Raw genomic sequence first — 22,553 nt, forward strand, 5'->3', positions numbered from 1 at the left:
GTTGTGAGTTCAGAGTTCGTAGGTTTCGTGTTCGCCCTTGAGCGCCTGTTCGATCAGCTTGCGGTTCATGCTCGGCGACAGCAGTTCGACGAGCGTGTACACATAGCTGCGCAGATACGCGCCCTGTTTGAGCGCGACTCGCGTCACATTGCTGCCGAAGAGGTGGCCGACCGGCATTGCCCGCAAATGGCGGTCGCGCTCGGCGTTGAATGCAATGTCAGCCATGATGCCGACGCCGAGGCCCAGTTCCACGTAGGTCTTGATCACGTCGGCGTCGATGGCCTCCAGCACGATGTCCGGAACCAGCCCGCGCAGGCGGAACGCCTCGTTGATCTTGGTGCGGCCGGCGAACGCGTTGTCGTAAGTAATCAGCGGATATTGGGTCAGATCGTCCAGCGACAGAAGTTTGCGGTCGAGCAGAGGATGGTCGGGTTGCATCACCGCCACGTGGTGCCACTGAAAACACGGCAGCGAGACCAGTTCCTTATAGTTGGCGATCGCTTCCGTCGCGATGGCGAGGTCCGCCTGGTCGTGCAGCACCATCTCGGCGACCTGCGTCGGGCTCCCTTGCAGTATCGAAAGGTGAACCTTTGGAAAGCGTTTCTTGAATTCCGCAATGGCGGAGGGCAGCGAGTAGCGCGCCTGGGTATGCGTGGCGGCGATCACGAGGTTGCCTTGGTCCTGCGCCGCGTAGTCCTTGCCGACGCGCTTCAGGCTCTCCACTTCCTGCAAGATCCGCTCAACCGACTGAAGAATGATCCGGCCCGGCTCCGTGAGCGAACGAACGCGCTTGCCGTGACGGGTGAAGATTTCGACGCCCAGTTCGTCCTCGAGCTCGATGATCGCCTTCGAAACGCCTGGCTGGCTTGTATACAGCGCCTTGGCTGCTTCGGTCAGGTTGAAGTTCTGCCGCACAGCCTCGCGGACGAAGCGGAACTGATGCAGGTTCATATATAACCTCTCCGCATATCAAAAGAATTTTTTAGTCGTTTGAAATATAAGGCGAGTTTATTACGATCTGTCCATCTTTTTCAATATGGATATCTGTATTTGTTATAAGCAAATGAGAGATAGGTCTAAACCCTGACTCGATCTAGCTGACAAACACGGATGTTCAGAGCGCGGCGAAACCGGATCGCCTCGTGTCACGCGGTAACGCAAAAAAATTGGGGTCCCCGAATGTACCAATACGATCAGTACGACCAGACCATCGTCGATGAACGGGTCGCGCAGTACGCCGATCAGGTTCGCCGCCGTTTGTCGGGCGAATTGAGCGAAGAGGAGTTCCGTCCGCTGCGTCTGCAGAATGGCCTGTACTACCAGCGCCACGCGTACATGCACCGCATCGCGATTCCGTACGGCAATCTGCGCAGCAACCAGCTTCGCATGCTCGCGCAGATCGCGCGCGAGCACGACCGGGGCTACGGCCACTTCTCCACACGGTCGAACATCCAGTACAACTGGATCAAGCTCGAGGAAACGCCGGAGATTCTGCGCAAGCTCGCGTCGGTGCAGATGCACGGCATTCAGACCTCAGGCAACTGCATCCGCAACATCACCGCCGATCAGTTCGCGGGCGTGGCGCCGGACGAATTCGTCGATCCGCGTCCCTGGGCGGAAATTCTGCGTCAATGGTCGACGTTCCACCCCGAATTCGCGTGGCTGCCGCGCAAGTTCAAGATCGCCGTGTCCGGTTCGCACGAAGACCGGGCCGCCGTGCAGATTCATGACATGGGCGTGTATGTGAAGCGCAATGCTCAGGGCGAACTCGTGGTCGACATTCTGGCGGGCGGCGGTCTGGGCCGCACGCCGATCGTCGGCGCGGTGATCCGCAAAGACTTGCCATGGCAACACCTGCTGACGTACAGCGAAGCCGTGCTGCGTGTGTACAACCGCTACGGCCGCCGCGACAACATGTACAAGGCGCGCATCAAGATTCTCGTGAAGGCGCTCTCCCCGGAGAAGTTCGCCGCGCAGGTCGAGGAAGAATGGCAGCACCTGAAGGACGGCCCTTCGACGCTCACGCAGGCCGAGTTGGATCGCGTGTCGCAATACTTCCAGCCGCCGGTGTACGAGAAGCTGGCCGATACGGACGCTTCGTTCGAAAAGCATCTGCTGGAAAACCGCGCGTTCGCCCGCTGGGTCGAGCGCAATGTGCGTCCGCATAAGGTTTCGGGCTATGCAGCGGTCACGCTGTCGCTGAAGAACGGCGTGGTCGCGCCGGGCGACGCCACCGACGCGCAAATGGAAGCGGTCGCCGATTGGGCCGACGAGTACTCGCTGGGCGAGATCCGCGTGTCGCACGAACAGAATCTGATTCTCGCGAACGTCAAAAAGCGCGACCTGTTCGCGTTGTGGGAAAAGGCCAAGGCACAAGGTTTCGCAACGCCGAACATCGGCTTGCTGACCGACATCATCGCGTGCCCGGGAGGCGACTTCTGCTCGCTCGCGAATGCGAAGTCGATTCCGATTGCGCTCGCCATCCAGGAACGTTTCAACGATCTCGATTACGTGTACGACCTGGGCGACGTATCGCTGAACATCTCGGGTTGCATCAACGCTTGCGGTCATCACCACGTCGGCAATATCGGCATTCTGGGCGTCGATAAGGACGGCTCGGAGTGGTATCAGGTGACGCTCGGCGGCGAGCAGGGTACAGGCGCAAGCGGCGCTCAGCTGGGCCGCGTGATTGGCCCGTCGTTCTCGGCGGAAGAAATGCCGGACGTGATGACGAAGGTGATCGACACGTTCGTTGAAAACCGCCACGAAGGCGAGCGTTTCATCGACACGTACACCCGCATCGGCATGGCTCCGTTCAAGGAACGCGTGTACGCGTCGCGTCAACCGGCTCACGCGTAACCGCGCAAAGGATAAAGAACAGATGGCTTCTATCATCAAGAACCGCGCGATCGTCAACGATGACTGGACGCTCGTGCGCCCGGCGGAAGACGGCTCGCTGCCCGCGGTGAACGAACTGCCGGCTGGCCGCGTGCTGGTGCCGCTCGCGTTGTGGAAGGCAGAGCGCGATGCGTTGAGCGCTTCGCGCAGCGCCGCTGAACTGGGCGTGTGGCTCGCGCCGGACAGCGAGCCGGCGGACATTGCCGGCGACTTCGACAAGCTTGCAGTGATCGCCGTGGACTTCCCGGTGTTCCGTGACGGCCGCGGCTACAGCATCGGCCGCCTGCTGCGTGAGCGTTATGGCTACAAGGGCGAACTGCGCGCGATCGGCGACGTGCTGCGCGACCAGGTGCGTTTGATGTTCCGTTGCGGCTTCGACGCTTTTGCGGTGCGCGCGGACAAGGACATCAGCGACGCGCTGAAAGCATTCGACGATTTCACTGTGCAATACCAGGGCGCGTTCGACGAGCCGGCGCCGCTGTTCCGCCGCCGCGCTGCTTCGGCCTCTGCTTCGCAAAAGGTTTCGGCATGAGCGCCGCCTCGTTGCAATCGCTCACACCGGAACTCGCCGCGAAGGTCGAGCGCCTTGACGCGCTGCTCGATTCGATCGCCGCTCGTCACTCGAACGTGAAGCTCGCAAGCAGTCTCGCCGCTGAAGACATGTTGCTGACGCATGCGATTTTGTCGCGCGGCGTGAAGATCGGCATCTTCTCGCTGAATACGGGCCGCTTGCATGCCGAGACGCTCGGCATGATCGATCGTGTGAAAGAGCGCTATGGCTACGACATCGAGCAGTTTCATCCGCAGGCTGCCGCGATTGACGAATACGTCGCGTCGCATGGGCTGAATGCTTTCTATGAGAGCGTCGATCTGCGCAAGCGCTGCTGCGAAATCCGCAAGGTCGAGCCGTTGAACCGTGCGCTGTCGGACGTCAGCGCGTGGGTGACGGGCCAGCGTCGGGAGCAGTCGGTGACGCGTGCCGAATTGCACGAGGAAGAACACGACGTCGCGCGCAACATCGCGAAGTTCAATCCGCTGACCGACTGGACCGAGGCTGAGGTCTGGGACTATCTGAAAGCCTTCGACGTGCCGGTGAATCCGCTGCATGCGCGCGGTTATCCGAGCATTGGCTGCGAGCCTTGCACGCGTGCGGTGCGTCCGGGCGAAGATAGCCGGGCCGGACGCTGGTGGTGGGAATCGCGCGATACGAAGGAATGCGGACTCCATATCACGACGATTACGCCGATTGCAGTCGACCGCGGCGAGAACGCTCCGGCCTGACGCATTGCCTGAATTGTGTTGCGTCGAAGACTTGGCTTTGCCACTTCACGCCGCACATACCGAATTGAATATCAGCGCTTTCACGGGCAACCGCTCGACAAGCGAATCAACGAAGGACCCAAACATGAGCACCACGCTCGATTCCACTGTCAACGCTCCGCTTGCCAACACGGCGAACCGGATGGATCACCTCGATTGGCTCGAAGCCGAGTCGATTCACATCCTGCGCGAACTGGTTGCCGAATGCAGCAAGCCCGCGTTGCTGTTCTCGGGCGGCAAGGACTCGGTCGTCGTGCTCGCGCTCGCGCTAAAGGCCTTCGGCATCGGCGCAAATCGCAAGACCGTGTTGCCGTTCCCGCTCGTGCATATCGACACCGGCCATAATTACGACGAAGTCATTGACTTCCGCGACCGTCGCGCTAAAGAGATCGGCGCGGAACTGGTGGTCGGCCACGTTGAAGATTCGATCAAGCGCGGCACGGTGCGTTTGCGCCGCGAAACGGATTCGCGCAACGCGGCGCAAGCCGTAACGCTGCTCGAAACGATCGAACAGCACGGCTATACCGCGCTGATCGGCGGCGCGCGCCGTGACGAAGAGAAAGCCCGTGCGAAAGAGCGAATTTTCTCGTTCCGCGATGAGTTCGGCCAATGGGATCCGAAAGCGCAGCGCCCGGAACTGTGGAGCCTGTATAACGCCCGTCTGCACAACGGCGAGCATCTGCGTGTGTTCCCGATCTCGAACTGGACCGAACTCGACGTGTGGCAATACATCGCTCGCGAAAAGCTCGAACTGCCGTCGATCTACTACGCGCATCAACGCGAGATCGTGCGACGCAATGGCCTGCTCGTGCCGGTCACGCCGCTCACGCCGATGCGCGAAGGCGAAGTCAGCGAAACGGCACAAGTGCGCTTCCGCACCGTGGGCGACATTAGCTGCACGTGCCCGGTCGAGAGCGACGCGGACGATCTGGAGAAGATCATCGCCGAAACGGCCGTGACGGAAATCACGGAACGCGGCGCGACGCGGATGGACGATCAGGTCTCCGAAGCCGCGATGGAACAGCGTAAGAAGCAGGGTTATTTCTAAGCACACGAGGCAATGCAATCATGAATATTCATCAACCGGAAGACCTCGGCGTGCTTCGCTTCATTACCGCTGGCAGCGTGGACGACGGCAAGAGCACGTTGATCGGCCGCCTGCTGTACGACAGCAAAGCCGTTTTGAGCGATCAGCTTTCCGCACTGTCGCGCGCCAAGAATAAGCGTACCGTGGGCGACGAAATCGATCTGTCGCTGCTGACCGACGGCCTCGAAGCCGAGCGCGAGCAGGGCATTACGATCGACGTCGCCTATCGTTACTTCGCGACCGCGAAGCGCAAGTTCATCATCGCCGATACGCCGGGCCACGAGCAGTACACGCGCAACATGGTGACGGGCGCGTCGACCGCGCACGCGGCGATCATTCTGGTCGACGCAACGCGGGTGACGTTCGTCGACGGCGTCGCGCAATTGCTGCCGCAAACCAAGCGTCATAGCGCGATCGTCAAGCTGCTCGGCTTGCAGCACGTGATCGTTGCCATCAACAAGATGGATCTGGTCGAATACAGCGAAGCGCGGTTCAACGAGATCCGCGACGCGTATGTCGATCTCGCGCGCCAACTCGGCTTGAGCAACGTGCGCTTCGTGCCGGTGTCGGCGCTGAAGGGCGACAACATCGTGACGGCGAGCGAAAGCATGCCGTGGTATGCAGGCGAGCCGCTGCTCGATCTGCTCGAAGCGTTGCCGGTCGAAGTGCCGACGGGCCAGGCGCTGCGTTTCCCGGTGCAATGGGTCGCGCGTCAGGACGGCAGCCAGGCCGACGATTTCCGCGGCTACATGGGCCGTGTGGAAGCGGGTGAGGTCAAGGTGGGCGACACGATCGTCGTGTTGCCGGCCAACCGCGAAGCGACGGTTGCGGAGATCATCGCGCCGGTGGTCGGCGGCACGGCGCAGGTGGATCGCGCGTTCGCCGGTCAAACGGTGACGATCCGTCTCGCGGAAGACGTGGACGTGTCGCGCGGCGATACGTTCGTTTTGCGCGAAGCGGCTCCGGAGCCGGCGAAGAAACTCGAAGCCGACCTGTGCTGGTTCGACGACACGCCGCTTTCCACGCAGCGCAAGTATCTGCTGAAGCAGACCACCAATACGGTGTTCGCGCGCATCGGCGCGATCAAGGAAGTGCTCGACGTGCATACGCTGTCGCAGTCGACCGATCGCCGCGAACTGGCGATGAACGATATCGGCCGCGTAGCGTTGACGTTGCAGAAGCCGTTGGTGTGCGACGTGTATGACTCGCACCAGGGCACGGGCGCCTTCGTGCTGATCGACGAAGCGACGCATCACACGGTCGCGGCCGGGATGATCCGGGCGTTTTCCGCGTAAATGATTGGCAGCCGCGCACCGCGAACGCCCCTGACGAACAGGCTGAGGCAAATGGGTAAGGTTTATCTGATCGGTGCTGGACCGGGCGCTGCGGACCTGATTACGGTGCGCGGCGCGCGGCTGCTCGCGACCGCCGATGTGGTCCTGCACGACGCGCTGGTGGAGCCCGCGATGCTCGATTACGCGCCGTCCAGCGCGCGCCGGATTGCGGTGGGCAAGCGCTGCGGGCAACTATCGACGGCGCAGCAGTTCATCAACAAGCAGATCGTGGATGCCGCGTTGGAGCACGAGGTGGTGGTCCGCCTGAAGGGCGGCGATCCGATGCTGTTCGGTCGCGCCGATGAGGAGATGCGCGCTCTCGAGGCGGCCGGCATCGAATATGAGGTCGTGCCCGGCATTACGGCGGCGCTGGCAAGCGCGGCCTCGCTGAAGCGCTCGCTGACGTTGCGCGGCGTATCGCGCAGTGTCGCGCTGGCGACGTTCAGCCGCGCGCCGGGTTCCGATGAAATCCGCGAACAGGTGAACGCCGATTCGCTCGTGTTTTACATGGGCCGCGATAGCAGCGTTGAAATCGCGCAGCAATTGATCGATGCAGGCAAGCCGGTTTCCACGCCTGTCGCGATTGTCGAGGCCTGCAGTACCGAGCGTGAGCGGATGTTGACGCTGACGCTCGAAAAGCTTGCTGCTGGCGAAGCGCAACGATGGGTGGATGCTTCGCAGCCGAGTTTGGTGATGATTGGAGAGGCGTTTGCGGAGCGGCAGGTCAGCGCGCTTCGGTCTGCGAATGGGATGTTAGTGGCGGCTTAGGTTTTCGACTGCGTTGCCGACTCAAGGCGCCGCTCTGCCCGGTCCGAACGTGTCGCCCCAATGGGCGGCGCGAACAGCGTTATCAAACCTGCCGCAAACAATACGCGGCGACTGCGTCCAGAACCGCTTCGTCCTCGCCGACCGCTACCGCACAGCGAATTTCGACAGCCGGGTACAGCCCGCGGCACCGCTCGATTAACTCGGGCAGGTCCTTCCTGATATGTCCGCCTTGCCCGAAGAACACGGGCACCACGGTGACGAGCGCGCAACCTTGCGTAGCAAGCTGTCCGATAGCCGTGGGCAAATCCGGTTCCATCAATTCCAGAAAGGCGAGGCTCACTGCCTGCGCCTCTTCGTCGTGCGCTCGTGCGGCTATCAACTTCTGCGCCAGCCGCTCAAACGGCTCGCGCCAGCGCGCATCTCTCGCGCCATGCCCGAACAACACCAATCCATGCGTAGCCATGACAAAGGCTCCTAGTGCCGGTCAACCCATTTCAACCCGACGAGACCCAGCACCAGATACACCAGCCCCGGTGTTGCCGCCGTTAGCGGCGCGGGCCAGGTGTTGAGCGTGCCGATATGCGAGAACAGCGTGTTGAACAACTGGAAGCTCATGCCCAGCATGATCCCGCCGAACACCTTCATGCCGACCACGCCGGCCCGCGTATGCAGATACGCGAAGGGCAGCGACAGCACCAGCATGACGAACACGGCAAACGGATACAGCACCTTGCGCCACAGCGCGATCTCGTAACGCTGCGTGTCCTGATGATTCTCGGTCAGATGCTGGATGTAGCGGAACAGATTGAACATCGACATGCGATCCGGCGACACGAGCAGCACCGAGAGAATCTGCGGCGTGAGCTCTGAGCGCAACGAATATTCAGGCAGCGCAACCTGCTTTGCACGATACACAGGATTGAGCGCGTCGGCCGGCGTGCCCGGAGGCGGCGGCACGTCGATTAACTGTGTATCGGTTACGCCGGTCAATTGCCAATGCCCCGGCGGCTGATACACGCCGGTTTTCGCAATGCGCACATTCGAGAGCCGGAACTTCGAATCGAACTCGTAAATCCGTACGTTACTGATTGTCGCGTCCGGCTTCAGTTCGCCGACGTTCACGAAGCGCGTGACCTGCTCGCCGTCCGCGCGCGCCATGAGCGTATCTTTCACCCACACGCCCGACTGGAAGTTGCTCGATACCGACGACCCCAGCGCCTCCAGCCGCACACGTTCCGATAACTGATCCGTATACGGACCGACCACCTCGCCGATCAGATACGTGAGAAACACGAGCGGAATGCCGATTTTCAGCAGAGAGCGCAATGCCTGATTGGTGGCAAGCCCGGATACGCGGAAAATCGTGTACTCGGAGTTCGCCGCCATTTGCGCGAACACGTAGATCGCGCTGATCAACGCGGCAACCGGAATGATTTCGTAGAAGCGCGACGGCGTTTGGAGCGCGACGCGCAGTACCGCGTACTGGAATTTATAGTTGCCGTGGCCGACCGAGTTCAGTTCGTTAATCAGGTCGAAGAAGAAGAACAGGCCCGAAAACGCGAACAGAATGAAGATGAACGTGAGATAGATCTGACGCGCGAAGTACCTTTCATAGATGCGCATCGGTCACGCTCCCTGCGAACGGGTGAACATGGCTCGCGTGAACAGCGGCCGGTTGCGCACGCGCAGCCAGAAGATGAACGCGACAACCGCGGCCACGATCACATGCAGACTCACGAGTCCAACCCCGAACGACATCTTGCCTTGCTCGATCCACGACTGGACAACGTTCAACAGATTCGAATAGGTCAGATAGATCAGCACGGCCATGACAAGATTGATCGTGCGGCTGCGCCGCGGGTTCTGATGCGCAAGCGGAATGGCGAGCAGCATCAGGTTGATCGCGATGAGCGGCAGACCGGCGCGCCATGCGAACTCCGCAAGATTTTCTCTCGTCGGATTGCGCAGCAGCGTGAGCGTGGGCGTGCCGGTGGTGCTCGTCGTATTGACGACCGGCTGGCTCTCGATTTTGACGCCGTAGCGCTCGAACTCCATGATGCGGAAATCCGGGTGTCCCGGTTCGCCCTCATAGCGGCGGCCGTTTTCCAGAACCACGAAGCGGTCGCCGTTCTTATGCGTTTCGGTGTGGCCGTTCTTGGACACGACCACGTTGACCTTGCCGTTCTCCGTGCTCGTCACGAACACGTTCTCGACATGGCCCTGGTCGGGCGACATCTTCTCGATGAAGAACACGCGGTGAGTGCTCGCCGATTCGCGGAACTGGCCGGGCGCGAGCAGCGAAACTTCGTCGCGCTGTTGGAAACGCGCGCGGATCAGTTTGCTCTGCTGATTGGACCACGGCCAGCCGACGAACACGAAGAACATGATGAGAATGATGATCGGCGTGGCGAAGATGCCAATCGGCTTGATGAACCGCGTGAGACTCACGCCTGACGACAGCCACACGACCATCTCGGAGTCTTTGTACCAGCGTGTCAGCACAAACAGAATCGACACGAACAGCGTGGCGACGAGCATGATGGCCAGATAGCCGATCACGGTCAGCCCGATCAGGACCAGCACGTCGCGCGGGTCGATTTCGCCCTGCGCCGCGAAGCCGACGATGCGGATCATCATCGTGGTCAGCACGAGCGTGAGGAGAACCATGAACACGGCACCAGCCGTATACGCGAGTTCGCGCTGGAGGGAGCGTTCGAAGATCATTATTGATGACGAGAGGGGGCGCTCTCAGCGACGCGCGGGTTGCTTCCCGTCACGCCTCCGGTGCAGCCGCCGCGGGAAAAATAGCGGATAATTGCGGCTTTCATCCTAAGCCCAGATTTTATCCGAGGACAAGCGCGATGGACTTTAGCATAAAAGCCTGTGATTGGACCAAAGGCTCGTCAAACGGTTTCCTCACCGGGAAATCCGATTGCATCGTAATCGGCGTGTTCGAGTCGCAAACGCTCTCGGGCGCGGCACTTGAGATCGACGCGGCCACCAAGGGCCTCCTGACCCGCATCATCAAGGCGGGCGACATGGACGGCAAAGCGGGCACCACGCTGTTCCTGCACGAAGTCTCGGGTATCGGCGCGTCGCGTGTGCTGCTCGTAGGCCTCGGCAAACAGGACGCTTTCAGCCAGAAAGCTTATGGCGAAGCCGTGCGCGCTGCGTGGCGCGCGCTGCTCGCCACGAAGATCGTGCAGGTCACCTTCACGCTGGCCCAACTGCCTATCCTCGAGCGTACGGCCGACTGGGGCGTGCGCGCCGCGATCCTCGCGCTGCGCGAACTGACCTATAAGTTCACGCAAATGAAGAGCAAGCCGGACAACGCTGCGCGCGCACTGAAGCGCATTGTCTTCAGCGTGAATACCGGCGACGAGAAAGCCGCCAAGCTCGCGGCAAAGCAGGGCGCGGCGCTTGCCAACGGCATGGATCTCACGCGCGACCTCGGCAATCTGCCGAGCAACGTCTGCACGCCGACCTATCTCGCGAACACGGCGAAGAAGCTTGCCAAAGACTGGAAGCTGAAGGTCGAAGTGCTCGGCGAAAAACAGTGCGAAGCGCTGAAGATGGGCTCGTTCCTGTCGGTCACGGCCGGCTCGGTCGAACCCGCGCAGTTCATCGTGCTGCAGTACCAGGGCGGCGCCGCGAAGGCCGCGCCGGTGGTGCTGGTCGGCAAAGGCGTGACGTTCGACACGGGCGGCATTTCGCTCAAGCCAGGCGAAGGCATGGACGAGATGAAGTACGACATGTGCGGCGCCGGTTCGGTGCTGGGCACGTTGCGCGCCGTCGCAGAACTGGGCCTGAACATCAACGTGGTGGGCATCATTCCCGCGGTCGAGAACATGCCCTCGGCCACGGCCACCAAGCCGGGCGACATCGTCACCAGCATGAAGGGTTTGACAATCGAAGTGCTGAACACCGACGCGGAAGGGCGCCTGATTTTGTGCGACGCGCTCACTTATGCGGAACGCTTCAAGCCCGCTGCGGTGATCGACATCGCCACGCTGACGGGTGCTTGCATCATCGCGCTCGGCCATCACAACAGCGGCCTCTTCTCCAAAGACGACGCGCTCGCGGGCGAGTTGCTCGACGCATCGCGTGAGGCATCCGACCCGGCCTGGCGCCTGCCGCTCGACGACGAGTATCAGGAACAACTGAAGTCGAATTTCGCCGATCTGGCCAACATCGGCGGGCGTCCGGCGGGCAGCGTCACGGCGGCGTGCTTTCTGTCGCGCTTCACCGACGCGTATCCGTGGGCGCACCTCGACATCGCCGGCACCGCATGGAAGAGCGGAGCGGCGAAGGGAGCGACAGGTCGTCCGGTGCCGCTCCTCGCGCAGTTCCTGATCGACCGCGCCGCGCAATGACGCATCGCAGTAATGTTGCACGTGTGCGGGCTATCGCGCCTGGCACCAGAAGGAGTCGCCGATGACGAGAATCGACTTTCACTCGAACGTCGGCGACTCGCTGCTGTATGCATGCCGCCTGGTGCGCAAGGCGTATCAGGCGGGGCAGCCCACCATCGTCGTGGCCGAGCCGGAGCGCCTGCGCGCTTTCGACGAACAGCTGTGGACCTTCTCCGCGCTCGACTTCGTGCCGCACTGCATGGCCGGCACGCCGGTCGCCGCGCAAACGCCGATCCTGCTGGCCACGAATCTCGACGACGTCCCCCATCATCAGGTGCTGCTCAATCTGGGCGCGAGCGTGCCCGCGCAATTCGCGCGCTTCGAAAGATTGCTGGAAGTGGTCGGTAACGCACACGACGAGCTCGCTGCGGGCCGCGAACGCTACCGCTTCTATCGCGATCGCGGCTATGCTTTGAACAACTACAAGCAGGGCGGTTAGGTTTCCGCTCCGCGTCGCGTTGTGCCCTGTCGATGCGATTCGGCGCATACGCGGCCTGCTTTCGCTACGACTCAAACACGGAGGGCGCAGGTGTCCGATCCCAACGATAACTCCATCCCGGTTCTAAGCGAGGTGCTGGTGCCGGGCCATGTGGCCCAACGTCGCGAGCCGCAGGCCGGCGCCGCTGCTCCGGCTGCTGCGCCAGCAGAAACGCCGCTGCGCGAAGCAGAAACGCTTCGTCAGCCGGACGTCTCCGCGGAGCCCGAACTTGCGCCGCAGCCGGTCCTCACCCCTGAGGAAACGCGTGCGCCGGAGCCGGTGCTTGCGCCGCAGCCTTTGGGGAACTCGGCTAACGCTGCCGTAACCGATAAGGCGCGTTCGACGGCCGATCACGCTCATGCCGCGAACAAATCGCTGCCGCATGTTCCGGCCGAAGCCGACCACACGCATGACGACGCGCTGGCAGCGTCCGCAGCCACGTTTGATCGGACGGAACCGCCGCCGCCCTTTGAAGCAGCCGCCACGGTGCCGCCGGATATTGCTCAGGAAGTGGACACGAACGGCCAGTCCGATATCGATGCCGAACGCATCGCCGAGGGGCTGCGTGAGCGGGTCGCGGGATTCCTCGCGGGCGAAGGGCGCGGCGTCATCGAAGCACGCTGTCGCAGCGCTGTCGAAGAGCACGCGACACGTCTCGTCGATCAGATCACGCGCGAAGTCGTATCGACTCTTGAGAATCAAATGACCGGTTGGGTACGCGAAGCGGTTGAAGCGGAGATTGCCCGGCGATCGGGCGGCGCGTGACAGTCGGTGCAGCGGCGTCGCGAGCGTGGCGCGACGCATCGAGCCCCGCTCGCGGCCAGGCTAATCAATCAGCCGAAATCATTTGAGCGTGAGCACCCAGCCCGCCAGCGCAGCCGCCTGCTCGGGCGTAAGTTGCGTATTCGCGGGCATGGGCACCGGGCCCCATACGCCCGTGCTGCCGTCCAGAATCTTGTGCTTCAGGTAGATCACGGCGTCTTCGCGGCCGGCATATTTCGTGGCGACATCGTGCAGTGCCGGCCCCATGAACGGACGCGAGACCGAGTGGCAGCTCATGCAGTTCTGCTGTTGGGCAAGCGCGAGTCCCATGGGCGCCTCGGCATGCGCGGCCGGGCTGATGCCGATCGACATGGCCACGAATGCAGCAGCCGTTGCAAGCACCGTACACGACATTGATTTCATTCTGGTCTCCGCCGGTGCGGTTGCCCGGCTTGTGGTCAGAACATTATAAAAGGAAAGGGGCGCACGGTTTTTCGTGCGCCCCTTTCGCTTTTACGTAGGGCTTGACCGGGTTTCAGGCTCGCGGGTCACCTCGAGTGCGGTCCTGGCTCGTTGCTTCAGCCGGTTACGGCACCCTTGTTGGCCGGCAGTGCAAGGGCCGAGTACTTCGCCAGCACGCCACGCGTATAACGCGGTTGCGGCTGTTGCCATGCGGCGCGGCGGCGCTGAAGTTCGGCGTCGTCGACATTCAGTTGCAAGAGCAGCTTGTGCGCGTCGATCGTGATCGAGTCGCCTTCCTGCACGAGACCAATCGTGCCGCCCACGAATGCTTCGGGTGCGACGTGACCAACCACCATGCCCCACGTGCCGCCTGAAAAGCGTCCGTCGGTGATGAGGCCGACGCTTTCGCCGAGACCCTTGCCGATGATCGCCGAAGTCGGCGCTAGCATTTCCGGCATGCCTGGTCCGCCCTTGGGGCCGAGGTAGCGCAACACGACGACGTCGCCGGCAACGATCTTGTCGGCGAGAATCGCTTCAAGCGCGCTTTGCTCGTCGTCGAATACGCGGGCCGGACCTGTGATCACCGGGTTCTTCAGGCCCGTGATCTTCGCGACCGCGCCGTCTTCGGCCAGGTTGCCCTTAAGGATCGCGAGGTGGCCTTCCTTGTACAACGCCTGATCGATCGGAAAGATCACCTTCTGATCCGCGCGCGGCCTGGACGGCACGTCCTTCAGTTCTTCAGCGAGCGTCTTGCCGGTGATGGTGATGCAGTCGCCATGCAGCAGACCCGCGTCGAGCAGGATCTTCATGACTTGCGGGATGCCGCCGGCTATGTGCAGATCTGTTGCGACGTACTGGCCCGAGGGCTTCAGGTTGCAGATCACCGGCACTTTCTTGCGCATGCGCTCGAAATCCTCGATGGTCCACTCCACTTCCGCCGCGTGCGCGATTGCCAGAAAGTGCAGCACGGCATTGGTCGAGCCGCCGGTCGCCATGATCACCGCGACGGCGTTTTCAATCGATTTCTTCGTGATGATGTCGCGCGGCTTCAGATCTTTCTTGACGGCTTCAACAAGTACGCGCGCCGATTCAGCGGCCGAGTCGACCTTTTCCTGGTCGGGATTGGCCATCGTCGACGAATAGAGCAGCGACATGCCGAGCGCCTCGAACGACGAGCTCATGGTGTTGGCGGTGTACATGCCGCCGCATGATCCCGTCGACGGGCACGCATTGCGCTCGACGCCCTCGAAATCTTCCTGCGACATCCGGCCCGCTGTAAATTCGCCGACGGCCTCGAACGACGACACGATCGTCAGATCGGTGCCTTTCCAGTTGCCCGGGCGGATCGTGCCGCCATACACGTAAATGCCCGGCACGTTCATGCGCGCGAGGCCGATCATGCCGCCCGGCATGTTCTTGTCGCAGCCGCCGATCACGACCACGCCGTCCATCCATTGGCCCTGCACGCACGTTTCGATACAGTCCGCGATGACTTCGCGCGACACGAGCGAGTACTTCATGCCCTCGGTGCCCATGGACATGCCGTCAGAAATCGTCGGCGTGCCGAAGATCTGCGGATTCGCGTCCGCGCCCTTGACGGCGGCCACGGCTGCGTCGGCAAGTCGCTGAAGACCGGCGTTGCACGGCGTGATGGTCGAATGGCCGTTGGCGATGCCGATCATCGGCTTGTCGAAATCTTCTTTCTGATAGCCGAGTGCGTAGTACATCGAGCGGTTCGGCGAACGGGCCACGCCTTGCGTGATGTTCTTCGAACGACGGTTGTAGGGCATGAGGATCTCCGGTCTGTTTGTTTTGCTGGTCGGTCCAGTGTAGTTCGGACCCGTCAGGCAAGAATGCAATTTTGCGGTGTGCGTGTCCAATATATTATTGACGGCCGAATAGGTCGTAAAATGTATTAATCATGCTGCCTGCCGCTCCCGACCTGCGTCAACTGCGCTATTTCGTGACCGTCGCCGAAGAGAAACACTTCGGCCGCGCGGCCGCGCGCCTTTCAATGACCCAGCCGCCTCTCTCGCAGGCAATCCGTGCGCTGGAGGAAACGCTTGGGGTGGCGCTATTCGCGCGTACCAAGCGGTCCGTTGAATTGACGGCTGTGGGCGCGGATCTGCTGCCGGAAGTGCAACGTCTGCTGGCGGGTGCGGAGGGCTTGCGGCCGCTTGCACAGAGTCTTGCGCGCGGCGAGGCGGGCGTGCTGTCGCTCGCATTCGTTTCGACGGCGGACTACGGCTTGTTGCCGCTTTTGCTCCGCGACTTCGGCGCGCGTTATCCGCGCGTGCGGCTTGAACTCACCGAAGCAACCAGCGACGTGCAGGTGGACGAACTCGTCGCCGGGCGCATCGACGCGGGCCTTGCGATTGCCCCCGTGCCGTCGCGTCATGCCGCGCAGCTCTCGTGGCTGCCGATCGCGCGCGAGCCGCTCGTAATCGCCATGTCGACCGACACGGCGGCGCGCGTGGCGGCCAGTAGCAGCGCTCGCGGCGACCCGCATGCGGAATGGCTCGACACGCCGGTCAGCCTGCGTGAGCTTGCCGATGCGCCGCTCGTCATCTTCCCAAGACGTTTGGCGCCAGGCTTTTATGACATCATTATGGATTGCTACGGCGTGGCGGGGCTTCAGCCGCGGGTCGGGCAGGAGGCGATCCAGATGCAGACCATCGTGAGCCTCGTGTCGGCCGGCATGGGTGTCGCACTCGTGCCGCAATCGTTGCGTAACCTGCGCCGGACCGGCGTCGTGTACCGGCCGTTGTCCGAGTCGGTGCCCGCTATCGAAACCGGGCTCGTGTGGCGAACCGCGAAAGTGAGTCCGGTGCTGGCGGGCTTCATCGAAATCGTGCGGGCGCATGCGGCGAGTGTCGATGCGCAAGCTGCCCGCATACCGTAATTAACGTGACTGCGGCGAACGCATTGCATGCGCAGCCGTCCAATGCAGACGGCGCAAGCCGCGCCTTATCGATACAAACTAGTTTTTGAACCCGAACTGCCCATAACAACACGATGCTCATTCACCCGAATTTCGACCCCGTTGCCATTCATCTGGGGCCGCTCGCCGTGCGCTGGTATGGACTGATGTACCTCGTCGCGTTCATCGCGGCGATCGTCGTCGGCCGGCTGCGGCTGCGTTTGCCGTTCGTCGCGGCGCAAGGCTGGACGCCCAAAGATATCGACGACATGCTGTTTTACGGCGTGCTCGGCACGATTCTCGGAGGCCGGCTCGGCTACGTGCTGTTCTATAAAGCGAGCTTTTATTTCGCGCATCCGCTCGACATCTTCAAGGTGTGGGAAGGCGGCATGTCGTTTCACGGCGGCTTCCTCGGCGTGACGCTCGCCATGGTGCTGTTCGCCTACCAGCGCAAACGCTCGTGGCTGCAAGTCACCGACTTCGTCGCGCCGATGGTGCCGACGGGACTAGCGGCAGGGCGTCTCGGCAACTTCATCAACGGTGAGTTGTGGGGGCGCGTGACCGATCCGTCGGCGCCGTGGGCGATGCTCTTTCCAGGCGCCGCACCCGACGATGCGGCGTGGCTCGCCGCGCATCCGCAACTGGCCGCGCAATGGAAGCTGAACGAGGTGTTCGCGCAATATCACATGTTGCCGCGTCACCCGTCAGAGCTGTATGAGATCGCGCTCGAGGGCGTCGCGCTGTTCTTCGTACTGTTCTTCTTCTCGCGTAAGCCAAGGCCGCTCGGCGCTATTTCGGCGGTGTTCCTGATTGGTTATGGCCTCGCGCGTTTCACGGTCGAATTCGCACGTGAGCCGGACGACTTCCTGGGCCTGCTCGCCATGGGTCTCTCCATGGGCCAATGGCTTTCCTTGCCGATGATCCTCGTTGGCATTGCGATGCTCGTGTGGTCGTATCGTCGCAGCCCCGGTGAACCGGCGCACGCGCTGCCGTAGCGCGGCACGTTGTGTTCTGAATAAAAAACGCCACGGCATGCCGTGGCGTTTTTCTTTTGCCGCCACATGGGGCAGCAGGTTGACCGCGCGTTACTTCATCTGCACCGAGCCCGACACATTCACCGTTACCGTCGACGTGCCGCCTTCAATCGGCACAGGGGCCGACATCTTGGCGTCGGCGCCCATGGCGCGCGCGCTCATCATCATGACAGGCCGCGGCATGGCGCCGTTATGTCCGACGTTGACCTCACGAATCGAATAACCGCTGTAGCCGAACGCCTGCGCGGACGCCGCCGCCTGCTCACGGAACGATTTGATTGCATCGCCAGTCAGCTTTTGTTCAGCGGCGCGCTGCGCCGCAGGCGACAGCGAGAACTGGACATTGCCGACCTGCATGATGGGCGCCATTTGCCCCGCAAGCTTCGACGCCGCAGCGAAGTCGTGCGATTCGAGCACGACCTCCGTGCGGCCGCGCCATGCGGAGATACGGCCATCACGATCGGTAGACGGATAAATCGAGAACGAACCGGTGCGTGCCGTCACGCCGCTCACGCCTTTGGCTTTTTGCAATGCCGAATCGGCGCGCTGGTTTAGCGTTGACGTAAGAGCCGACGGATCGCTCGCTTCCTGCTCGTAAAAGAGCGTGATTTCGACGACGTCTTGAGGCACTTCCGCGCTGGCCTGCGCGTTCAGCGACAGCACGCCGGCCGGTTGATAGGGCGCGACGCTCTGCGCGCGTGCCATAGCGGGCGTGAGCACGAGGGCTGCAGGCGCGGCGCAGACGAGCGCGAAAGCGAGTGCACGTGCGGTGGTTTTCATCTGTGTGGAACTCCTTGCTTGAACAGGATTGCGCACGATCCGGCAGGCGCGATGCAACGGCACGGCGCTGTGTGCGCCGCTGGTAGTCCGTTTGCAAGTGCGTTAGGCGCTTGTAACCTGAGCTTGGTTCCCCAATTTAACCGTGCGATGAGCACCGGTGGGCCACATCGTTCGCGGCGCCGTTGCAGCGAGCATAGGCGAACTCAGGCGAGTCGCTTCGTGATGAAGCGCCACTCGGCTTCGGTGACGGGCGTGATGGACAGACGGTTGCCTCTCGCCAGCACGCGCATGTCTTTCAGCTCTTCGTGCTCGCGCAATGCGGCGAGCGGAATCAACGGAATCTTCTTCTTGAAGACGACGTCGACGAGCAGCCAGCGCGGCGTTTCCTGCGAAGACTTGGGGTCGTAGTAAGGACTCTTCTTGTCGAACTGAGTCGGGTCCGGGTAAGCGGTAGACGCTACCTCGGCGATCCCGGCGATGCCAGGCTCGGGACAACTCGAGTGATAGAACAGCACGCCGTCGCCGACCTGCATCCCATCGCGCATGAAGTTGCGCGCCTGATAGTTGCGCACACCGGTCCACGGCAACGTACGGTGCGGTGCGTTGGCAAGATGGTCGATGCTTGCTTCGTCCGGTTCGGACTTCATTAGCCAGTAGCGCATGAATCGAAGGGAGCGTTAAGGTTGGAAAAGCCGGAGCCCAAACAAAAACGGCATCGGACAGAAGTCCGATGCCGTTCCAAATAAGGTCCCCGCCTTGGCCGCTAGGCCGGCATCCTGAACCGGGGGTTCAGAATTGGTCGCAGTTAGCAGCACTTCGGGTACATCAGACAGAGTGACGCGCACGCCCGTGCTACAAATTTCCGCAACCGTGCACATGGCATTGGTTCAAGGAATATATGACCTTGGCGAACCAGGCAGGGAAGCTAAACCGGTGAAGCTAAAACCATTCAGGTGAAACGTTTGCCGAGTGTGCTCGTGCATGCTCTCACGCGCTTTGCTCAGCTACTACCTGTAGCATCTGGTTGAATTTGCAGCCGACCCGAAGACCGGCCACTTCTACTTCCAGATACGTTGCAAACCTGCTGCTTACTGCATGGTGTACTGCTCGATCACAGTACCCAGTTGTTCGTTCATTTGATGCATTGTACGCCGGATTTCTTCAGCGGGAAATGCTTCTCCGTGACGCACGCTCGATTGCAGCTTAAGCAGTTCCGATGCCAGCGACAGCGCGGCCATGACAGCAATACGATCCGTGCCGCGCACGTTGCTGTTATTGCGGATCTTCGACATTTCAGCGTCGACTCGTGCGACTGCTTCGAGCAGCGCTCCTTCCGTTTCCGGCGAGCAGGCGAGACGATAGGGCACGCCGAGAATCGATACTTCGATCTGCTTGGTGGTCATGCATTTTCTCCATGGCGAGTGGCGTCGCTCTCCGCTTCGACTTCATGCTGAGCGGGCTCGAGCAGATCGAGCTGGTTGTCCGGCTCGTTGTGCCCGCGAGCGCGCGGCAATTTTTCGAGGATCGCATTGAGCCGCACTTGAGCGTCGTCGATCTTGGCCGACAGCGCGTCGCGCTCCGCTTGCAGTGCATCGCGTTCCTCGCGCACCATGGCAAGTTCCGTGCGCGTGGCTTCTGCCTCTGCGCGCGACTGGGCGAGTTGCTCTTCAAGCGCAACGCGCGCTTCGTTGTGGCGCTGGCTGATCGCTATCAGCTTGCCGATATTCTGTGAGAGTGTTTCGAGTTCGGTGAGCATGTGCTGCGTCCTCTAAAGACCTCGCATTTTAGCGCGGAATGCCGCACGTTCCGACATTTGTCTCGTTTCGAGACGTAACAACACCGCTTTATGCAGGCTTTTTTCGACTGAAGATGAAAAGTACTCGTGTGTCACAGATCGCGTCGGACAATACTCTGCTCCTGTCCGAATCATCGCTGTCGTGACCCGCATTCTTGACTGGCCCCGAGGGCGCTCATACACTGGCCGCACTCTGGTGCCCCGCGCGCAATTCATTGCGCGTGCAGTTAAACGGGAAGCAGGGCGCGCCGTTCACCTGAACGCGCGAACCTGCGCTGCCCCCGCAACGGTAAGCGACCGCATTCGCTTTGCACTTCGTGCTTTGCAGTTCGCGTTTGCAGTTCGATCCCCATCGCGTGTTCCGGTTCAACATGCGAGTGTGCCACTGCGCGTCACGCGTGGGAAGGCGGGATCGAGCGTCGTCAGCCCGGATACCGGCCAGAGGGAGAGGCGCGCGCCCGCGAAATGATGTCAAAAGCGCTCGCGCCTCGTTACGCGACGGCCTGCGGGGAAGCGGGCCGCGCACGCCATCCACGGGAAACTTCACTCATGCTGTCCCCTATCGCCCGCGCGGCGCTGCTCGCATTTGCAGGGCTGCCGCAGCTCGCGCATGCGCAAGCCGCCGACAGTTCGCCTGCGCCGTCGGTTGCAGTCGCACAGGCCGCGCCGCTCGCACCGCTCCCGCCTGTCGCTACAAGCGCTGCATCCATCCCAATCGCCGATTCTTCACCTGCTGTTTTGTCTCCCGTCGTCGTCACCGCCGAGCGCGGACCTCAAGCGCTTGCCGACACGATCCCGCAAACGTCGCTATTCGATCAGCAGGACATTGCCGATACCACCGCAACCGATCTGCCGGGTCTGCTGCAACTCGCGCCTGGCGCGCAAATCTCGCGCACGGGTGGGCCCGGTTCGACAGCGAGCCTGTATTTGCGCGGCGCGTCGTCGACGCAATCGCTGATTCTCATCGACGGTGTGCGCGTCGATTCCGTGAGTCTCGGCACAGCGCAAATCGCGCAGATTCCGCTCGATCAGGTCGACCACGTCGAAGTAGTGAACGGCAACGTGTCGGCTTTGTATGGCTCGGGCGCGATCGGAGGCGTGGTCCAGGTGTTCACGAAAGACGGCGGCGATCATCCGCCGCGTTTCAATTTTTCCGTGGGCTACGGCAGCTACCACACGCAGACGCAACAGGTAGGCGCGAACGGCGCGTTGGATAAGGACGGCCGCACGACCTTCAACATCTCACTCGCGCGTTCGAAAGACGACGGTTTTTCCGCGCTCAATCCTCGTGAGGCGCCGAATGCGAACCCCAATGCGAACGGCTATCTGAACGAGAGCGTCTCCGCTTCGCTGCGCCATCAATTCACCGACAAGTGGGACGCGGGCGTCCGCTATCTCCAGTCGAACGGCAACAACAGCTACGACAATGCATACGGCGAGCCGACCGATCTGAATAATCTGTACACGAAAGTGCGTCAGTTGTCCGCCTTCGCTAACGGCAAGCTAACCGACTGGTGGACCACGCACTTTATCGTTGCGCAAGGCGACGACCGCAGCGTGTCGAATACCAACGGTCTGTATAACGGTCGCTTCGACACCGACAATCGCCAGTACACCTGGCAAAACGATTTCGCGCTGGCCGCGCAGCAGAAGCTGCAGGTCGGCTACGAGCATCTGGACCAGAGTCTCGACTCCGATACGTTTGCCGCGCCCACTCGTCATGTCGACTCGGGCTTCGCCGGATATACGGCACGCTTCGGGCGCAACCAGATCCAGGCTAACCTGCGGCACGACCAGTACTCCGATTTCGGCGGAGCGAACAGTTACTATCTCGGCTATGGCTTCGACATCACGTCGCGCTGGAAGCTAAGCGCAAGCTATTCGAGTTCGTTTCGCGCGCCGAGCTTCGACGATCTGTACTATCCGCTGAGCGGGAATCCGTCCATCCAGCCGGAGCGCAGCCATTCGATCGAAGCAGCGTTGCAGTACGCATCCAATGCGCTCGGTGTGATGCGTTTGAGTGCTTTCCAGACGCGTTATTCGAATCTGATCGACTATGAGCAGGTGACGCCGGGGATCTATCTGGCCGAAAACGTGGGCCATGCAAAAGTGCAAGGCCTCGAAGGATCGTGGAGCGGACATGTCGGAAAGACCGACGTGCGCGCGTCGCTGACGCTGCAAAATCCGGTCGACCTCGACAACGATACCGACCTTGTACGGCGAGCGCGGCGTTTCGCGTCGCTGACGGTGAATCGCAGTATTGCAGGATGGCGCGTGGGCGGTGAGTGGATCGTGAGCGGTCCGCGCGAAGACAGCAGCGGCAAGCTCGGCGGCTACGGTGTCGTCAACCTGGCTGCGCGCTACAACGTCACGAAGGCATGGTACGTAGCCGCGCAAATCCAGAACGTGTTCAACAAGGACTATGAAACGGTCTACTCGTATAACTCGCCGGGGCGCGGTGCATATGTCACGGTCGGCTGGCAGCAGCAGTGATGCCCGTGCC

At 61.7% G+C, this 22,553-nt stretch carries 22 protein-coding genes, 1 other RNA gene and 1 riboswitch; of the genes, 12 read left to right on the forward strand and 11 right to left on the reverse strand.

Going from position 1 to position 22,553, the window contains the following annotated elements; genetic code table 11:
• Window positions 1–9: 9 nt before the first annotated feature.
• Window positions 10–951 carry a CysB family HTH-type transcriptional regulator gene (locus tag OH764_RS03425; RefSeq protein WP_498848024.1) on the reverse strand — a complete coding sequence of 314 codons (942 nt, stop codon included), beginning with the start codon at window positions 949–951 and terminating at the stop codon, window positions 10–12.
• Window positions 952–1,179: 228 nt separating this feature from the next.
• On the opposite strand from OH764_RS03425, the gene OH764_RS03430 reads away from it, so the two are divergent.
• From OH764_RS03430 to cobA, 6 genes are all read left to right on the forward strand, one after another.
• Window positions 1,180–2,859 carry a nitrite/sulfite reductase gene (locus OH764_RS03430; RefSeq protein WP_498848025.1) on the forward strand — a complete coding sequence of 560 codons (1,680 nt, stop codon included), beginning with the start codon at window positions 1,180–1,182 and terminating at the stop codon, window positions 2,857–2,859.
• Between the two features lie 22 nt (window positions 2,860–2,881).
• Complete coding sequence (locus OH764_RS03435) at window positions 2,882–3,430, forward strand: DUF934 domain-containing protein (RefSeq protein WP_498848026.1); 549 nt, start codon at window positions 2,882–2,884, stop codon at window positions 3,428–3,430.
• On the forward strand, window positions 3,427–4,179 hold the full coding sequence (locus OH764_RS03440) for an adenylyl/phosphoadenylyl-sulfate reductase (protein WP_498848027.1): 753 nt from the start codon (window positions 3,427–3,429) through the stop codon (window positions 4,177–4,179). Before OH764_RS03435 ends, OH764_RS03440 begins: the two co-directional genes overlap by 4 nt.
• A gap of 124 nt (window positions 4,180–4,303) precedes the next feature.
• Window positions 4,304–5,266, forward strand: coding sequence for a sulfate adenylyltransferase subunit CysD (cysD, locus tag OH764_RS03445; protein WP_027775707.1), 963 nt, complete (start codon window positions 4,304–4,306; stop codon window positions 5,264–5,266).
• Window positions 5,267–5,283: 17 nt separating this feature from the next.
• Window positions 5,284–6,600 carry a sulfate adenylyltransferase subunit 1 gene (locus OH764_RS03450; RefSeq protein ID WP_027804174.1) on the forward strand — a complete coding sequence of 439 codons (1,317 nt, stop codon included), beginning with the start codon at window positions 5,284–5,286 and terminating at the stop codon, window positions 6,598–6,600.
• A 51-nt stretch (window positions 6,601–6,651) separates the two neighbouring features.
• Window positions 6,652–7,407, forward strand: coding sequence for a uroporphyrinogen-III C-methyltransferase (gene cobA, locus OH764_RS03455; RefSeq protein ID WP_498848028.1), 756 nt, complete (start codon window positions 6,652–6,654; stop codon window positions 7,405–7,407).
• 82 nt (window positions 7,408–7,489) lie between these two features.
• Here the strand turns inward: cobA and OH764_RS03460 are convergent, their stop codons facing one another.
• The 3 genes from OH764_RS03460 to lptF are packed head-to-tail and all read right to left on the reverse strand — an operon-like array spanning window position 7,490 to window position 10,131.
• Window positions 7,490–7,870, reverse strand: a complete 381-nt coding sequence (locus tag OH764_RS03460) for a sirohydrochlorin chelatase (protein ID WP_498848029.1) — start codon at window positions 7,868–7,870, stop codon at window positions 7,490–7,492.
• An 11-nt stretch (window positions 7,871–7,881) separates the two neighbouring features.
• Window positions 7,882–9,030: an LPS export ABC transporter permease LptG gene (lptG, locus tag OH764_RS03465; RefSeq protein WP_317020998.1), complete on the reverse strand. Its 1,149-nt coding sequence runs from the start codon at window positions 9,028–9,030 to the stop codon at window positions 7,882–7,884.
• A 3-nt stretch (window positions 9,031–9,033) separates the two neighbouring features.
• Window positions 9,034–10,131 carry an LPS export ABC transporter permease LptF gene (gene lptF / locus OH764_RS03470; protein ID WP_027775702.1) on the reverse strand — a complete coding sequence of 366 codons (1,098 nt, stop codon included), beginning with the start codon at window positions 10,129–10,131 and terminating at the stop codon, window positions 9,034–9,036.
• Window positions 10,132–10,268: 137 nt separating this feature from the next.
• Here lptF and OH764_RS03475 point away from each other — a divergent pair, with 137 nt between their 5' ends.
• The 3 genes from OH764_RS03475 to OH764_RS03485 all read left to right on the forward strand — a co-directional run bounded on the left by OH764_RS03475 (window position 10,269) and on the right by OH764_RS03485 (window position 13,062).
• Complete coding sequence (locus tag OH764_RS03475) at window positions 10,269–11,780, forward strand: M17 family metallopeptidase (RefSeq protein WP_498848030.1); 1,512 nt, start codon at window positions 10,269–10,271, stop codon at window positions 11,778–11,780.
• A 61-nt stretch (window positions 11,781–11,841) separates the two neighbouring features.
• Entirely contained in the window at window positions 11,842–12,258 is a 417-nt protein-coding gene (locus OH764_RS03480; RefSeq protein WP_498848031.1) for a DNA polymerase III subunit chi, read from the forward strand.
• A 90-nt stretch (window positions 12,259–12,348) separates the two neighbouring features.
• Window positions 12,349–13,062, forward strand: coding sequence for a DUF2486 family protein (locus OH764_RS03485; protein ID WP_498848032.1), 714 nt, complete (start codon window positions 12,349–12,351; stop codon window positions 13,060–13,062).
• Window positions 13,063–13,140: 78 nt separating this feature from the next.
• Here OH764_RS03485 and OH764_RS03490 read toward each other — a convergent pair whose 3' ends face one another.
• Both OH764_RS03490 and ilvD read right to left on the reverse strand, forming a co-directional pair.
• A complete protein-coding gene (locus tag OH764_RS03490) occupies window positions 13,141–13,482 on the reverse strand; it encodes a c-type cytochrome (RefSeq protein ID WP_498848033.1) in 342 nt (113 codons plus the stop codon).
• 155 nt (window positions 13,483–13,637) lie between these two features.
• Complete coding sequence (gene ilvD, locus OH764_RS03495) at window positions 13,638–15,311, reverse strand: dihydroxy-acid dehydratase (protein ID WP_498848034.1); 1,674 nt, start codon at window positions 15,309–15,311, stop codon at window positions 13,638–13,640.
• A gap of 131 nt (window positions 15,312–15,442) precedes the next feature.
• On the opposite strand from ilvD, the gene OH764_RS03500 reads away from it, so the two are divergent.
• Together OH764_RS03500 and lgt are read left to right on the forward strand one after the other, a co-directional pair.
• Window positions 15,443–16,423: a LysR family transcriptional regulator gene (locus tag OH764_RS03500; protein WP_498848035.1), complete on the forward strand. Its 981-nt coding sequence runs from the start codon at window positions 15,443–15,445 to the stop codon at window positions 16,421–16,423.
• A gap of 113 nt (window positions 16,424–16,536) precedes the next feature.
• Window positions 16,537–17,436, forward strand: coding sequence for a prolipoprotein diacylglyceryl transferase (gene lgt / locus OH764_RS03505; protein ID WP_020065160.1), 900 nt, complete (start codon window positions 16,537–16,539; stop codon window positions 17,434–17,436).
• 90 nt (window positions 17,437–17,526) lie between these two features.
• Here the strand turns inward: lgt and OH764_RS03510 are convergent, their stop codons facing one another.
• The 5 genes from OH764_RS03510 to OH764_RS03530 form a co-directional block, all read right to left on the reverse strand.
• Window positions 17,527–18,255, reverse strand: coding sequence for an SIMPL domain-containing protein (locus tag OH764_RS03510; protein ID WP_498848036.1), 729 nt, complete (start codon window positions 18,253–18,255; stop codon window positions 17,527–17,529).
• A gap of 203 nt (window positions 18,256–18,458) precedes the next feature.
• Entirely contained in the window at window positions 18,459–18,917 is a 459-nt protein-coding gene (locus OH764_RS03515; protein ID WP_498848037.1) for an EVE domain-containing protein, read from the reverse strand.
• 82 nt (window positions 18,918–18,999) lie between these two features.
• Window positions 19,000–19,181: non-coding RNA, 6S RNA (gene ssrS / locus OH764_RS03520), on the reverse strand.
• Between the two features lie 162 nt (window positions 19,182–19,343).
• Window positions 19,344–19,658, reverse strand: coding sequence for a cell division protein ZapA (locus tag OH764_RS03525; protein ID WP_020065163.1), 315 nt, complete (start codon window positions 19,656–19,658; stop codon window positions 19,344–19,346).
• Window positions 19,655–20,011 (reverse strand): ATPase, encoded by a 357-nt coding sequence (locus tag OH764_RS03530; RefSeq protein ID WP_027775693.1) that lies wholly within the window; start codon window positions 20,009–20,011, stop codon window positions 19,655–19,657. Before OH764_RS03530 ends, OH764_RS03525 begins: the two co-directional genes overlap by 4 nt.
• Before the next feature lie 216 nt (window positions 20,012–20,227).
• Window positions 20,228–20,507: riboswitch (cobalamin riboswitch) on the forward strand.
• Window positions 20,508–20,599: 92 nt separating this feature from the next.
• Between OH764_RS03530 and OH764_RS03535 the strand changes: the two genes are divergently transcribed.
• On the forward strand, window positions 20,600–22,543 hold the full coding sequence (locus tag OH764_RS03535; protein WP_498848038.1) for a TonB-dependent receptor family protein: 1,944 nt from the start codon (window positions 20,600–20,602) through the stop codon (window positions 22,541–22,543).
• Window positions 22,544–22,553: the final 10 nt, after the last annotated feature.

The organism is Burkholderia sp. M6-3 (assembly GCF_050858985.1).
Classification (GTDB): domain Bacteria; phylum Pseudomonadota; class Gammaproteobacteria; order Burkholderiales; family Burkholderiaceae; genus Paraburkholderia; species Paraburkholderia caledonica.

Coding starts and splice junctions, on each gene's coding strand:
- OH764_RS03425 (WP_498848024.1), bottom strand. CDS start 951: ATGAACCTGCATCAGTTCCGCTTCGTCCGCGAGGCTGTGCGGCAGAAC.
- OH764_RS03430 (WP_498848025.1), top strand. CDS start 1,180: ATGTACCAATACGATCAGTACGACCAGACCATCGTCGATGAACGGGTC.
- OH764_RS03435 (WP_498848026.1), top strand. CDS start 2,882: ATGGCTTCTATCATCAAGAACCGCGCGATCGTCAACGATGACTGGACG.
- OH764_RS03440 (WP_498848027.1), top strand. CDS start 3,427: ATGAGCGCCGCCTCGTTGCAATCGCTCACACCGGAACTCGCCGCGAAG.
- cysD (WP_027775707.1), top strand. CDS start 4,304: ATGAGCACCACGCTCGATTCCACTGTCAACGCTCCGCTTGCCAACACG.
- cobA (WP_498848028.1), top strand. CDS start 6,652: ATGGGTAAGGTTTATCTGATCGGTGCTGGACCGGGCGCTGCGGACCTG.
- OH764_RS03460 (WP_498848029.1), bottom strand. CDS start 7,870: ATGGCTACGCATGGATTGGTGTTGTTCGGGCATGGCGCGAGAGATGCG.
- lptG (WP_317020998.1), bottom strand. CDS start 9,030: ATGCGCATCTATGAAAGGTACTTCGCGCGTCAGATCTATCTCACGTTC.
- lptF (WP_027775702.1), bottom strand. CDS start 10,131: ATGATCTTCGAACGCTCCCTCCAGCGCGAACTCGCGTATACGGCTGGT.
- OH764_RS03475 (WP_498848030.1), top strand. CDS start 10,269: ATGGACTTTAGCATAAAAGCCTGTGATTGGACCAAAGGCTCGTCAAAC.
- OH764_RS03480 (WP_498848031.1), top strand. CDS start 11,842: ATGACGAGAATCGACTTTCACTCGAACGTCGGCGACTCGCTGCTGTAT.
- OH764_RS03490 (WP_498848033.1), bottom strand. CDS start 13,482: ATGAAATCAATGTCGTGTACGGTGCTTGCAACGGCTGCTGCATTCGTG.
- ilvD (WP_498848034.1), bottom strand. CDS start 15,311: ATGCCCTACAACCGTCGTTCGAAGAACATCACGCAAGGCGTGGCCCGT.
- OH764_RS03500 (WP_498848035.1), top strand. CDS start 15,443: ATGCTGCCTGCCGCTCCCGACCTGCGTCAACTGCGCTATTTCGTGACC.
- lgt (WP_020065160.1), top strand. CDS start 16,537: ATGCTCATTCACCCGAATTTCGACCCCGTTGCCATTCATCTGGGGCCG.
- OH764_RS03510 (WP_498848036.1), bottom strand. CDS start 18,255: ATGAAAACCACCGCACGTGCACTCGCTTTCGCGCTCGTCTGCGCCGCG.
- OH764_RS03515 (WP_498848037.1), bottom strand. CDS start 18,917: ATGCGCTACTGGCTAATGAAGTCCGAACCGGACGAAGCAAGCATCGAC.
- OH764_RS03525 (WP_020065163.1), bottom strand. CDS start 19,658: ATGACCACCAAGCAGATCGAAGTATCGATTCTCGGCGTGCCCTATCGT.
- OH764_RS03530 (WP_027775693.1), bottom strand. CDS start 20,011: ATGCTCACCGAACTCGAAACACTCTCACAGAATATCGGCAAGCTGATA.
- OH764_RS03535 (WP_498848038.1), top strand. CDS start 20,600: ATGCTGTCCCCTATCGCCCGCGCGGCGCTGCTCGCATTTGCAGGGCTG.